Below are 12,579 nucleotides of genomic sequence, written 5' to 3'. Positions count from 1 at the left end.
ACTATGAAAATCAGAATCGATATTCCGCATCATCCTTATGATATTCAGATTGAAAAAGGTTGTCTAGCTCAGGCTGGTCAATGGTTGCGAGAACTCTGGCAACCTCAAAAAGTGGTTATTGTAACCGACAACCATGTAGCTTCTCTCTATGCAGAGAAGGTTAAACTCAGCCTAGAAGATGCTGGTTTTCAGGTAGCTGTTTTTGACTTTTTAGAAGGCGAAGAACGAAAAAATTTAACAACTGTTCAGAAAGTCTATGAATTTCTAGTCAAGCAGGGGTTGACTCGTAGCGATGGGATTGTGGCTCTTGGTGGAGGTGTTGTTGGGGATCTGGCTGGTTTTGTAGCCTCTACCTATATGCGGGGCATTCACTTTGTTCAGATTCCGACTAGTTTGACTGCCCAGGTTGATTCTTCTATCGGTGGAAAGACGGGTGTCAATACTCCTTTTGCTAAAAATATGGTGGGTACCTTTGCTCAACCAGATGGGGTTCTGATTGATCCGCTTGTCCTTGAAACGCTTGGAAAAAGAGAGTTGATTGAAGGAATGGGTGAGGTTATCAAGTACGGCTTGATTGAGGATCCAGAACTGTGGGCTCTCTTAACGGACCTGGATGGTTCTGTTGAGAGTATACTGGAACATGCGGAGACTTTGATTGAACATTCTTGTCAGGTGAAGCGCAAGATGGTGGTCGAGGATGAGTTGGATAACGGTGTTCGGCTTTACCTCAACTTTGGACACACTATTGGCCACGCCCTTGAAGCAACAGCTGGTTACGGCAAGGTCATGCATGGTGAGGCTGTGGCTATGGGCATGGTTCAGATTTCCAAGGTTGCTGAGGGAAAAGGCCTCATGCCAGAAGGAATAACCCAGTCCATTAGAGAGATGTGCCAGAAATTTGGCTTGCCTGTTGACTATGAAAACTGGGATGTTGACAAGCTTTATCAGGCTCTTACTCATGACAAGAAAGCGCGTGGCAACACCTTGAAATTGGTCTTGGTACCAGAGCTTGGTTCAGCGAGCATTCACCCAGTTTCTCTGGAAGAGATGAAAGACTACTTGGTAAAATAAGGAGAACGTATGAGATATTTAACTGCAGGAGAATCACACGGCCCCCGTCTGACGGCTATCCTTGAAGGAATTCCAGCTGGACTTCCTTTGACAGCTGAGGATATTAATGGAGACCTTAAACGCCGTCAGGGTGGCTACGGTCGTGGTGGTCGTATGAAGATTGAGAGTGATCAGGTTGTCTTTACATCGGGCGTTCGTCACGGGAAGACGACAGGGGCTCCCATTACCATGGATGTCATCAATAAAGACCACCAGAAATGGCTGGATATCATGTCTGCTGAGGACATTGAAGACCGCCTGAAAAGCAAGCGGAAAATCACCCATCCTCGCCCAGGTCATGCCGATTTGGTAGGGGGCATCAAATACCGTTTTGATGATTTGCGAAATTCTTTGGAACGTTCATCAGCTCGTGAAACCACCATGCGAGTTGCTGTTGGGGCAGTAGCCAAACGTCTCTTAGCTGAGCTAGATATGGAGATTGCTAACCATGTCGTGGTCTTTGGTGGTAAGGAAATCGATGTACCTGAAAATCTAACAGTCGCTGAGATTAAGGAACGAGCTGCCCAGTCAGAAGTTTCTATTGTCAACCAAGAGCGGGAACAGGAAATCAAGGACTATATTGACCAAATCAAACGTGACGGTGATACCATCGGTGGGGTTGTGGAGACAGTCGTCGGAGGCGTTCCAGTTGGTCTTGGCTCTTATGTCCAATGGGACAGAAAATTAGATGCGCGATTGGCCCAAGCAGTTGTTTCTATCAATGCCTTTAAAGGGGTGGAATTTGGTCTTGGATTTGAAGCTGGTTACCGCAAAGGCAGCCAAGTTATGGATGAAATTCTCTGGTCTAAAGAAGACGGCTATACTCGTCGTACTAATAATCTAGGTGGTTTCGAAGGTGGCATGACCAATGGGCAACCCATTGTTGTTCGTGGCGTCATGAAACCTATTCCTACTCTCTACAAACCACTTATGAGTGTGGATATCGAAACCCACGAACCTTACAAGGCAACTGTTGAAAGAAGTGATCCGACCGCTCTTCCAGCAGCAGGTGTGGTCATGGAAGCTGTTGTGGCAACGGTTCTGGCGCAAGAAATCCTTGAAAAATTCTCATCAGATAATCTTGAAGAATTAAAAGAGGCAGTTGCCAAGCACCGAGACTATACAAAGAACTATTAAGGAGTCCTTATGGCAAAAACCATCTATATCGTAGGTCTCGGTTTGATTGGTGCTTCGATGGCGCTCGGTATCAAGCGTGATCATCCTGATTATGAAATTCTAGGTTATAATCGCAGTCAGGCTTCGAGAGACATTGCCTTGGAGCGGGGGATGATAGACCGTGCGACGGATGATTTTGCTAGTTTCGCTCCTCTAGCAGATGTTATCATTCTGACCTTGCCAATCAAACAGACCATTGCTTTTATTAAGGAGCTGGCAAACTTAGACTTGAAGGAAGGCATCATTATCTCAGATGCAGGCTCAACCAAGTCAGCCATTGTAGATGTGGCGGAGCAGTATTTGGTTGGCAAGCCTGTCCGCTTTGTCGGGGCCCATCCCATGGCTGGTAGCCACAAGACAGGAGCTGCCTCTGCCGATGTTAATCTCTTTGAAAATGCCTACTATATCTTTACTCCATCTAGTTTGACTAGTTCAGACACGCTTGAGGAAATGAAGGATCTGCTTTCAGGCCTTCATGCTCGTTTTATCGAGATTGATGCCAAGGAGCATGATCGGGTGACTTCTCAGATTAGCCATTTTCCTCATATTCTGGCTTCCAGCCTTATGGAGCAGACGGCAGTTTATGCTCAAGAACATGAGATGGCAAGGCGCTTTGCGGCGGGTGGTTTTCGAGATATGACTCGCATTGCGGAAAGCGAGCCAGGTATGTGGACTTCCATTCTCTTGTCCAATCGTGAGACTATCCTAGATCGAATTGCGGATTTCAAGGAGCGCCTAGATGAGGTTGGACAAGCCATTAGCAAGGGAGATGAAGAGCAAATTTGGAACTTTTTCAATCAAGCACGTGAGCAAAGGCAGGCCATGGAAATCCATAAGCGTGGTGGTGTGGACAGTTCTTACGACCTCTATGTCGATGTTCCCGATGAAGAAGATGTCATCTTGCGGATTTTGGAATTACTTCGTGGGACTTCTTTGGTTAATATCCACATCAACGAAGAAAACCGTGAGGATGTTCACGGGATTCTACAAATTTCCTTTAAAAATGCTCAGGATCTGGAACGTGCTAAGCGCTTAATTTCAGAAAATACGGACTACACAGTCGTCATCAAATAAGGAGAAAATCATGTCAAATATTTATGATAGTGCAAATGAACTCAGTCGCGGCTTACGCGAATTACCAGAATACAAGGCTGTCAAGGCAGCCAAAGATGCCATCCAAGCAGATGAACAAGCTAGCAAGATTTTTGCAGACTATCTTGCCTTCCAGCAAGAAATCCAAGTCATGGCGCAAACGGGACAAATGCCAGACGGTTCTTTCCAAGAAAAGATGCAGTCTTTCAGTAAGCAAATCCAAGAGAACGCTCTGTTGTCAGATTTCTTTGCCAAACAGCAACAATTGTCCATTTACCTTTCAGACATTGAAAAAATTGTCTTTGAACCTGTTTCAGAATTATTGAAATAGTATTTTATCTGTATAAAAGCCAGAAATTTCAGGAATTTCTGGCTTTTTTGTGATAAAATAAGAAAAAGTATTGCAAGTATGAGGTCAACTATGAAACTAAAAACAAACATTCGCCACTTACATGGCAGTATCCGGGTTCCAGGTGACAAGTCTATCAGTCACCGTTCGATTATTTTTGGAAGTTTGGCTGAGGGAGAAACCAAGGTATATGATATTCTGCGTGGAGAGGATGTGCTCTCAACCATGCAGGTTTTTCGTGACCTTGGTGTTAAAATTGAGGATAAAGATGGGGTTATTACTATTCAAGGTGTTGGCATGGATGGCTTAAAAGCGCCACAAAATGCCTTGGATATGGGAAATTCTGGCACCTCGATTCGCCTGATCTCAGGTGTCCTTGCTGGTGCAGACTTCGAAGTAGAGATGTTTGGAGATGATAGTCTTTCTAAACGTCCTATGGATCGTGTGACGATTCCATTGAAAAAAATGGGCGTTAGCATTTCGGGGCAAACCGAGCGAGACCTACCCCCTCTTCGCCTAAAAGGGACGAAAAATTTAAGACAGATTCACTATGAGTTGCCAATCGCCTCTGCACAAGTTAAGTCAGCCTTGATGTTTGCAGCCTTGCAGGCTCAGGGGGAGTCCGTTATTATCGAGAAAGAATGTACTCGCAACCACACTGAAGATATGCTTCAGCAATTTGGTGGTTATTTAAGTGTGGATGGAAAAAAAATCACAGTTCAAGGACCACAAAAACTTACAGGACAAAAGGTAGTTGTGCCAGGAGATATTTCCAGTGCAGCCTTTTGGTTGGTCGCAGGTTTGATTGTTCCAAACTCTCGTGTGGTGCTGCAGAATGTAGGCATCAATGAGACGCGTACTGGTATTATTGATGTCATTCGTGCCATGGGAGGAAAACTAGAAATAACTGAAATTGATCCAATCGCTAAATCTGCTACCTTGACTGTCGAGTCTTCAGACCTAAAAGGAACGGAGATAGGTGGAGCCTTGATTCCCCGCTTGATTGATGAATTACCTATTATTGCCCTTCTCGCGACACAAGCGCAAGGTGCAACGGTCATTAAGGATGCTGAGGAACTCAAGGTCAAGGAAACCGACCGCATTCAGGTGGTGGCAGATGCTTTAAATAGCATGGGGGCGGATATCACTCCGACAGCAGACGGGATGATTATCAAAGGAAAATCAAGACTTCATGGCGCTAGAGTCAATACCTTTGGTGACCACCGAATTGGAATGATGACAGCTATTGCAGCCATCTTGGTTGTTGATGGAGAGGTGGAACTTGACCGTCCTGAAGCCATCAATACCAGTTATCCTAGCTTCTTTGATGATTTGGAGACTTTGATTCATGGCTAAGGTATTGCTCGGATTTATGGGGGCAGGCAAATCGACAATCGCAAGAGGCTTGGATCCAGAATACCTCGATATGGATGCCTTAATCGAGGAACATTTGGGCATGTCCATTGCGAACTTTTTCATTGAAAAGGGAGAAGAGGCTTTTCGCCAAGTAGAGTCAGAAGTCCTAGCTGACTTACTAAAAACGGATCACGTTGTGTCGACTGGCGGAGGAGTTGTCATTTCTCAGAGAAATCGTGACTTGCTCAAACAAAATCCTGATAACATCTATCTGAAAGCAGATTTTGACACTCTCTATCAACGTATCGCAGCTGATAAGGACAATCAGCGCCCGCTCTTTCTTAACAAAAGTAAGGAAGAACTGGCAACTATTTTCCAAGAAAGACAAGCATGGTATGAGGAAGTAGCCAGTCGGGTCTTGGATGTGACCAAGTTAAGCCCAGAGGAAATTATAGAGGAACTGAGATGAAAATTGCCTATCTAGGTCCAAAGGGATCTTTTTCGCATCATGTTGTGCAGACAGCTTTTCCCAAAGAGGAATTGCATGCCTTTGCCAATATCACAGATGTCATCAAGGCCTATGAACAAGGCTTGGTGGACTATTCTGTGGTGCCAGTTGAAAATTCTATCGAGGGTAGCGTTCATGAAAGCTTGGATTACCTTTTTCATCAGGCTCGCATCCAAGCAGTTGCAGAATTCGTCCAGCCTATTCACCAGCAGTTAATGGTGGTTCCAGGTCAGTCAAAAATTGAGAAAATCTTTTCCCATCCTCAGGCTCTGGCTCAAGGAAAGAAATTCATCGACAAACACTATCCAGAGGCTAAAATAGAGGTGACTGCTAGTACCGCCTATGCAGCTCGCTTTATTTCAGAGCATCCAGACCAGCCATACGCAGCTATTGCTCCTAAAAGTTCAGCTGAAGAATATTGCTTGGAATTGATTGCAGAGGATATTCAGGAAATGGAAGCCAATTTCACGCGTTTTTGGGTGTTAGGGGCAGAGATACCGAAGATTCCTTTGAACTCGCAAGCTGAAAAAATGAGTTTGGCCTTGACCTTACCAGACAACCTACCTGGTGCTCTTTACAAGGCACTTTCGACCTTTGCTTGGAGAGGGATTGACTTAACAAAGATTGAAAGTCGCCCCCTTAAAACAGCCTTGGGAGAATACTTTTTCATTATCGATGTAGACTATAGTGACAAAGAACTGGTTCATTTTGCAAGACAAGAACTAGAAGCCATTGGAATCCAGCACAAGATCCTGGGAACCTACCCGATTTTTACCATAACTGATATAGAAAAGGAGAGTCAATGAGCAAAGAAAATCCTTTAAGTCATCACGAGCAGTTACGTTATGACTATCTCTTCAAAAATATCCATTACCTCAACGATCGTGAACGGAGGGAATTTGATTATCTGCAACAGAAAATGGCAGGTCCCAAGTCTGAAGTTCACCATTTCTACCAAGAAGAAAAAGAAGAATCTTGGGGTAGAGATATTGATCTTCCGACTTATGGCAGTAGAAGCCGGTCTAAGAAACGTGAAAAGGTAGCTCCTCAACCTAAAGTCAAAAAGAAAAAGAGAAGAATTCGCTTCAAACGAATATTGACTTGGCTCCTGCTGTTGATTACTTGTGTAGCTGCAGGGATGATTTTCATGTTTCTTCGAGGCTTCCAGTCAGCAGCCAATCCAACAAATAAGCCAGCTGACGCCAAGGCAGCTCAAGTAGAGGTCTTTAACGGTCAGGATACCAAAGATGGTGTGAATATTTTAGTGATGGGGACAGATGGTCGTATCGGTCAAAATAGTGCGGAGACCCGTACCGACACAATCATGGTACTAAATGTCAGCGGATCGGATAAGAAGATCAAGCTAGTCAGCTTTATGCGTGACAACTTAGTTTATATCGACGGGTACAGTAAGATTGTAAATGGCCAGAAACAGACGGATAATAAACTAAATGTTGCTTATGAACTTGGGGAACAAGAAGGGCAAAAAGGTGCTGAAATGGTCCGCAAGGTTCTAAAAGACAACTTTGATTTGGATATTAAGTACTATGCTCTAGTTGACTTCCAGGCCTTTGCAACAGCTATTGATACCCTCTTCCCTGACGGAGTAACGATTGATGCTCAATTCTCAACATTGAATGGTCAACCTTTGACAGAAGCCACAGTTGGAGATGACCTTCATGCAACAGAGACAGAGTCCCCAACTCAAACTATCAAAGTTGGAAAACAGCAGATGAATGGCTCCACCTTGCTGAACTATGCTCGCTTCCGTGATGATGATGAAGGGGACTACGGCCGTACCAAACGTCAGCAACAAGTCATGTCAGCTGTTCTTGAACAAATCAAAGATCCAACCAAGCTCTTTACGGGATCAGAGGCACTTGGAAAAGTCTTTGGAATGACTTCAACAAATCTACCGTATAGCTTCTTGTTAACCAATGGCTTATCTGTCCTAGAAGGTGCTCAAAATGGCATTGAAAGACTCACCGTCCCAGAACTTGGTGACTGGGTGGACGCTTATGATATCTATGGTGGGCAAGGTCTTCTGGTCGATCAAAATAAATACCAGACCAAACTCGCCCAAATGGGAATGAGATAGAATGCTATAAAAAAATCAAAGTTTGAATCACCAGTGAAAAAGTGGTTTAGGCTTTGATTTTTCTTAGTATCTGATGGATTTTTAGGGCTTTTTTATGGTATAATAAAACGATATAACTCGTTATTGGACAGAAGAGGAGAGACATGAGTGATTTGAAAGCGATTCAGGCTCGTAGTCTGGAAATGGCTGAATATTTCGTTGCATTTTGTAAAGAACATGATTTATTGTGCTATCTCTGTGGTGGAGGAGCTATTGGTGCCCTACGTAATAAGGGCTTCATTCCTTGGGATGATGACCTAGACTTTTTTATGCCTCGCAAGGACTATGAAAAATTAGCAGAACTATGGCCTCGTTATGCAGATGAGCGTTATTTCTTGTCAAAGAGTAACAAGGACTTTGTAGACCGTAACCTTTTTATTACCATTCGAGACAAGGAAACCACTTGTATCAAGCCTTATCAAAAGGATTTGGATTTGCCACACGGTTTGGCCTTGGATGTGTTGCCTTTGGATTATTATCCTAAAAATCCAGCTGAGCGTAAGAAACAGGTTCGTTGGGCCTTGATTTATTCACTCTTTTGCGCCCAAACTATCCCAGAAAAGCATGGTGCCATCATGAAATGGGGAAGTCGCATCTTACTCGGCCTGACTCCAAAATCTCTACGTTATCGCATTTGGAAAAAAGCTGAAAAAGAAATGACCAAGTATGGTCTAGCTGAGAGCGATGGAATTACGGAATTATGCTCAGGGCCTGGCTACATGCGAAACAAATATCCAATCGCATCCTTTGAGGACAATCTTTTCTTGCCATTTGAAGGAACAGAGATGCCCATTCCAGTCGGTTATGATGCCTATCTCAGAACTGCTTTTGGGGATTATATGACACCACCACCAGCAGACAAGCAAGTACCGCATCATGATGCCATTATAGCAGACATGGACAAGAGCTACACAGAGTACAAGGGAGAATATGGAGCATGATGGGAGAAAAAATAAGCGTTATCGTTCCGGTCTACAATGTAGAGGACTATCTGGAAAAGTGTGTAGAATCCATTTTAAAACAAACCTATACCAACTTGGAAATTCTTCTTGTCAATGATGGTTCGACGGATAATAGTGGAGAACTGTGTGATCAATTAGCTCAAAGAGATCAACGGATTCGTGTCATTCACAAGGAAAACGGTGGCTTGTCTGACGCTCGAAATAGAGGGATTGAAGAGGCAAGTTCTGATTTGATTGGTTTTATTGATAGTGATGACTACATTGATGAAGATATGTATGAGACTCTTTACCGCCAAATGCTAGAATCCAATGCTGATCTTTCTATGTGTGGACATTATGATGTTTATCACCAAATTCCGGAAAAGCAGGTTGCAACGATTCAGACCTGGGAATTAAGCCCCCAAGAAGCCATTAAAATGGTCATGGAAGCTAAAATTCTCTCTGTCACAGCTGTCAACAAACTTTATAAAAAAGAACTCTTTGAACACCTACGATTTGAAGTTGGCAAAATAGCAGAAGATGCCTTTATTATGATTGCCTTGATTCATCACTGTCGCAAGGTTGTCGCAACAAATGAGAAGAAATACTACTATGTTCACCGTGAAAATAGTATCACGACTCAAAAATTCTCCTTGAAATTCTTAAACGTTATTGAAGCTTATGAACAAAACGCAAATATTATCAGAGAGAATTATCCAGATCTAACAGATGCTGCAACCATGCGTTTAAATTGGGCTTACTTCTATGTATTGGATAGGCTCTTGGTTGATGCAGATTTCAAGGATAAGGTTTTAGAAGACCGTTTGATTGCCTATCTAAAGAAAAATACAAAGAATATTCTTTCGGATAGTCGTTTTACAAGAGCAAGAAAAGTGAGTTTCTTAGCTTTGTGCTTGAGTCGAAAATTGTATACGAAAATCTTGCTTACACAAACTAAGCGTTAGGAGAAAAAATGATTTCATTTATTGAAAAAAACTATTTTAAAATCAATTTGCTATTTTTATCAGTTATATCTTTTTACTGTATGGCAGGCTTGATTGTCCCACTTCAACCAATCTCGGCCAATAAATTTGTCACTCTTGGAATGACCCTCATGGGTGTTTTGTTGGGACTTTATAATTTCTTTATCAAAAAAGTCTATCTGAATGTCCGAAAAATTGAGTATTTGATTCTCTTTTTTCTAATGAATATCCTGACAGCTGCCTTAGTTGTCAAGTATGGATTTTCAACTAACATAAAGAATTTAGTTGTCTTTTTCATCTATTTCTTTGCAATCTATCCAGTCTTTCAATCTTTTACTGTAAAAAAAGCACGTACCCTCTTTGATGTCTTCTTCTCTGTTATAACTGTTGCAAATACTATAGGTGTGCTTGTATCAATTTGGCAATTCTTCATGCTACAGGGTTACCGCGTATTTGATTACAAGGGCTTATTGATTCGCCAAGGATTTGTAGAGTCTCGTCTATTTGGGATCCTAGCTAGTCCCAACTATCTCTCTATTATTTCTCTGATGGTGATTATTTATTTGTGGATGCACTTGTCGCTTTACAATACCATCCTTAAAACTCTGGCTATTTCATCGATTCTGCTAAATTTTGCTTATATTGTACTGTCAGGTTCAAGGACAACCTATATCTGTTTGGTAGTCGTTGCCCTCTTCTATACTTTGATGACGGCTAACTGGACTAAAAAAGCTAAGTCACTTCTTACTGTTCTAGTAACTGTAGGTCTGGTATTTGTCTGTTATAATGGTATCAAATATAGTAGCGATATATATTTGAAAGCTCACTCAGCTCAAATCCAAAAGAACCAAGAAAATGGACAAAATGGAGACAACAATCTTTCTCTTGAGAGAACTGACACAAGTGAAGAGAATATCTCTAATAACCGTTTTGCCATTTGGCAGTCAACAGCATCCTTTATCCCTAAACGTCCCTTATTTGGATATTCAGGTGGAAACTGGTATGAGTTAGGTAAAGAGTACGATGCTTCGGCCTACATCATCAAGCAACATTACCTTACTCACAACGGCTACCTTGAGTTGTTATTCTATGATGGTCTGACAGGTTTTATGCCGATGGCCATCTTTATGCTTGCCTTCATCATTTCAAGTCTCAAGAAATATAAAAAAGACCTTCAAGAAGGTCGCTACAATCATGAATTGATTACCATTCTCTTGATGACTGTAGTTATTCTCATCTCTAATTTGTTCTTGAGTTCAACCTTCTATGGAATTTCTCTACAGGGTTGTATCTTGTTTGTGATTTCAGGTTACTATTTCTCTGTTCTCTATAAAAAAAGAGACGGCTATAGAAAACTAGATGAAGCGGAGATTAAAGAAGTTGAACTAGGTGTCATGGATTATATCCACAATCTCTGTCAAAAAGAGAATATCAACTATTCACTAGCTTATGGAACCTTGCTGGGAGCAGTGAGACACAAGGGTTACATTCCTTGGGATGACGATATTGATATCTCTTTGAAACGCGATGAATACGACAAATTGTATCAAGCTATTTTGCAAGATAATGATCCTGTCTACAAAGTGGTTTCTTGGGAAAATGACAGTCGTTACCCTTACCCATTTTACCGAGTCTATGATGCGCGAACTGTCTATGATAACAACTATATCGACAATGATATTGATTTAGGAATTTGTGTGGACGTTTTCCCATTTGACTATTATGCTGATGTTAACAAGGACATGGTAAAACTGGATACTTACCGTCGTTTATCAGTCTATACCCTTTATGGTATCCATAATAAGAATGCGAAACTCAAGAATATCATCAGATATCTACTTGTACTTGTATTCCGTTTGACTCGCGTCAAAACTTGGAACCGTAAGATGAACATCCTATCTATGCGAGAAAAAGATGGAGACTTCATTGATTACCTCATGGAGAACAAACGAGTTTCTACGAAATTTGACAAGTCCTTCTTGGATACGACGATTGATAGTCCATTTGAAGATAGAGTTTACAAAATTCCTGAGGCCTATCAGCCGATCCTTTCTGCCATCTACGGAGATGACTTTATGGAAATTCCTCCTCTAGAAAAACGAGTGAAACATGATGACTTCCTCGCTTATATAAAGGAGGGATAGAACGTGTTACAATGGTTAAAAAGAAGTTTAGCCAGTCTCTTAGGAGATAAGAAAGACCTGGTTAAAAACCTACCAATTATCAAAAATTTAAATCAAAAAGCCAATATCGACTTAGATTCAAAGAGAAGCAATTTGCTCAAAGAAAACTTTGAAGATATTCTAAAGGCCATCTACCAATCTAATCTGAAATCCTATGATATCTGGTTAGATTTTGGAACTTTACTTGGCTTCTACAGAGAAAATGATCTGATTCCGCATGATTTAGATATGGACTTTGGGATTATTATCCCAGACTACGAAGCCTTTTTAAAGGATGAGAAAGTTCTTTTTGAGAAAGGCTTTGTCAGAACAAAAGAGTTCTATTACAATGATAAGCTTGTAGAGTTGTCCTATAGTTACAAGGGACTAAATGTTGACTTTATTGTCTATGATAAAAAGGAGGATACCATCTCCTCAGATACTATTTTCTACATGACAAACGCCTTGGGAAATCCTACAAGATATGAAGTTTATCACTATGAATTGCCCTTTACAGCACTAAGTGAATGCAGTTTTAAAGAGATTCTAGTAAAAGTTCCAGAAAATACAAGAGAATACATCAGTCATTTGTATGGGGAGGATTTTGAAATCCCTAACACTCATTACAACTGGAAAGAAAATCCAATTTACAAACAAAGAGATGCTAATTTGGCAAAAGTACTTTTGAAAAAGTAAACTCAGAAATACAAGAAAAGAGGGGATGGTGAAGTTCTTCCTTGTTAACTCTAGTCCCTACTCTAGTGT

Annotated in this window: 12 protein-coding genes; all 12 read left to right on the top strand. The window is 41.6% G+C overall.

Features of this window, described 5'->3' with window-relative positions; all coding sequences use genetic code 11:
- Positions 1-3 precede the first annotated feature (3 nt).
- The 12 genes from aroB (at position 4) to E7Y33_RS06980 (ending at position 12,510) form a co-directional block, all read left to right on the top strand.
- The gene (gene aroB, locus E7Y33_RS07035; protein WP_000702131.1) at positions 4-1,071 is read left to right on the top strand and encodes a 3-dehydroquinate synthase; all 1,068 of its coding nucleotides are present in this window, start codon (positions 4-6) and stop codon (positions 1,069-1,071) included.
- A gap of 9 nt (positions 1,072-1,080) precedes the next feature.
- Positions 1,081-2,247, top strand: a complete 1,167-nt coding sequence (gene aroC, locus E7Y33_RS07030) for a chorismate synthase (protein WP_139690052.1) — start codon at positions 1,081-1,083, stop codon at positions 2,245-2,247.
- A gap of 9 nt (positions 2,248-2,256) precedes the next feature.
- Complete coding sequence (locus tag E7Y33_RS07025) at positions 2,257-3,360, top strand: prephenate dehydrogenase (RefSeq protein ID WP_139690051.1); 1,104 nt, start codon at positions 2,257-2,259, stop codon at positions 3,358-3,360.
- 10 nt (positions 3,361-3,370) lie between these two features.
- Positions 3,371-3,709, top strand: coding sequence for a YlbF/YmcA family competence regulator (locus E7Y33_RS07020; RefSeq protein ID WP_084878547.1), 339 nt, complete (start codon positions 3,371-3,373; stop codon positions 3,707-3,709).
- A 90-nt stretch (positions 3,710-3,799) separates the two neighbouring features.
- Positions 3,800-5,083 carry a 3-phosphoshikimate 1-carboxyvinyltransferase gene (gene aroA / locus E7Y33_RS07015; RefSeq protein ID WP_139690050.1) on the top strand — a complete coding sequence of 428 codons (1,284 nt, stop codon included), beginning with the start codon at positions 3,800-3,802 and terminating at the stop codon, positions 5,081-5,083.
- Positions 5,076-5,552 (top strand): shikimate kinase, encoded by a 477-nt coding sequence (locus E7Y33_RS07010; RefSeq protein WP_139690049.1) that lies wholly within the window; start codon positions 5,076-5,078, stop codon positions 5,550-5,552. The genes aroA and E7Y33_RS07010 overlap by 8 nt, the downstream gene beginning before the upstream one ends.
- A complete protein-coding gene (gene pheA, locus E7Y33_RS07005; RefSeq protein ID WP_139690048.1) occupies positions 5,549-6,397 on the top strand; it encodes a prephenate dehydratase in 849 nt (282 codons plus the stop codon). The genes E7Y33_RS07010 and pheA overlap by 4 nt, the downstream gene beginning before the upstream one ends.
- Complete coding sequence (locus tag E7Y33_RS07000; protein WP_139690047.1) at positions 6,394-7,689, top strand: LCP family protein; 1,296 nt, start codon at positions 6,394-6,396, stop codon at positions 7,687-7,689. Before pheA ends, E7Y33_RS07000 begins: the two co-directional genes overlap by 4 nt.
- Before the next feature lie 143 nt (positions 7,690-7,832).
- A complete protein-coding gene (locus E7Y33_RS06995) occupies positions 7,833-8,669 on the top strand; it encodes a LicD family protein (RefSeq protein ID WP_139690046.1) in 837 nt (278 codons plus the stop codon).
- Positions 8,666-9,634, top strand: a complete 969-nt coding sequence (locus E7Y33_RS06990; protein WP_202612948.1) for a glycosyltransferase family 2 protein — start codon at positions 8,666-8,668, stop codon at positions 9,632-9,634. Before E7Y33_RS06995 ends, E7Y33_RS06990 begins: the two co-directional genes overlap by 4 nt.
- Positions 9,635-9,642: 8 nt before the next feature.
- Positions 9,643-11,796, top strand: coding sequence for a LicD family protein (locus E7Y33_RS06985; protein ID WP_139690045.1), 2,154 nt, complete (start codon positions 9,643-9,645; stop codon positions 11,794-11,796).
- Between the two features lie 3 nt (positions 11,797-11,799).
- Entirely contained in the window at positions 11,800-12,510 is a 711-nt protein-coding gene (locus tag E7Y33_RS06980) for a LicD family protein (RefSeq protein WP_139690044.1), read from the top strand.
- The last annotated feature ends 69 nt before the right edge of the window (positions 12,511-12,579 follow it).

This window comes from Streptococcus oralis (assembly GCF_006175905.1).
In the GTDB taxonomy this organism is placed as follows: Bacteria; Bacillota; Bacilli; order Lactobacillales; family Streptococcaceae; genus Streptococcus; species Streptococcus oralis_BG.
The sequence above is the reverse complement of the archived record's forward strand: the minus strand, read 5'-3'. Positions and strand labels throughout refer to the sequence as shown.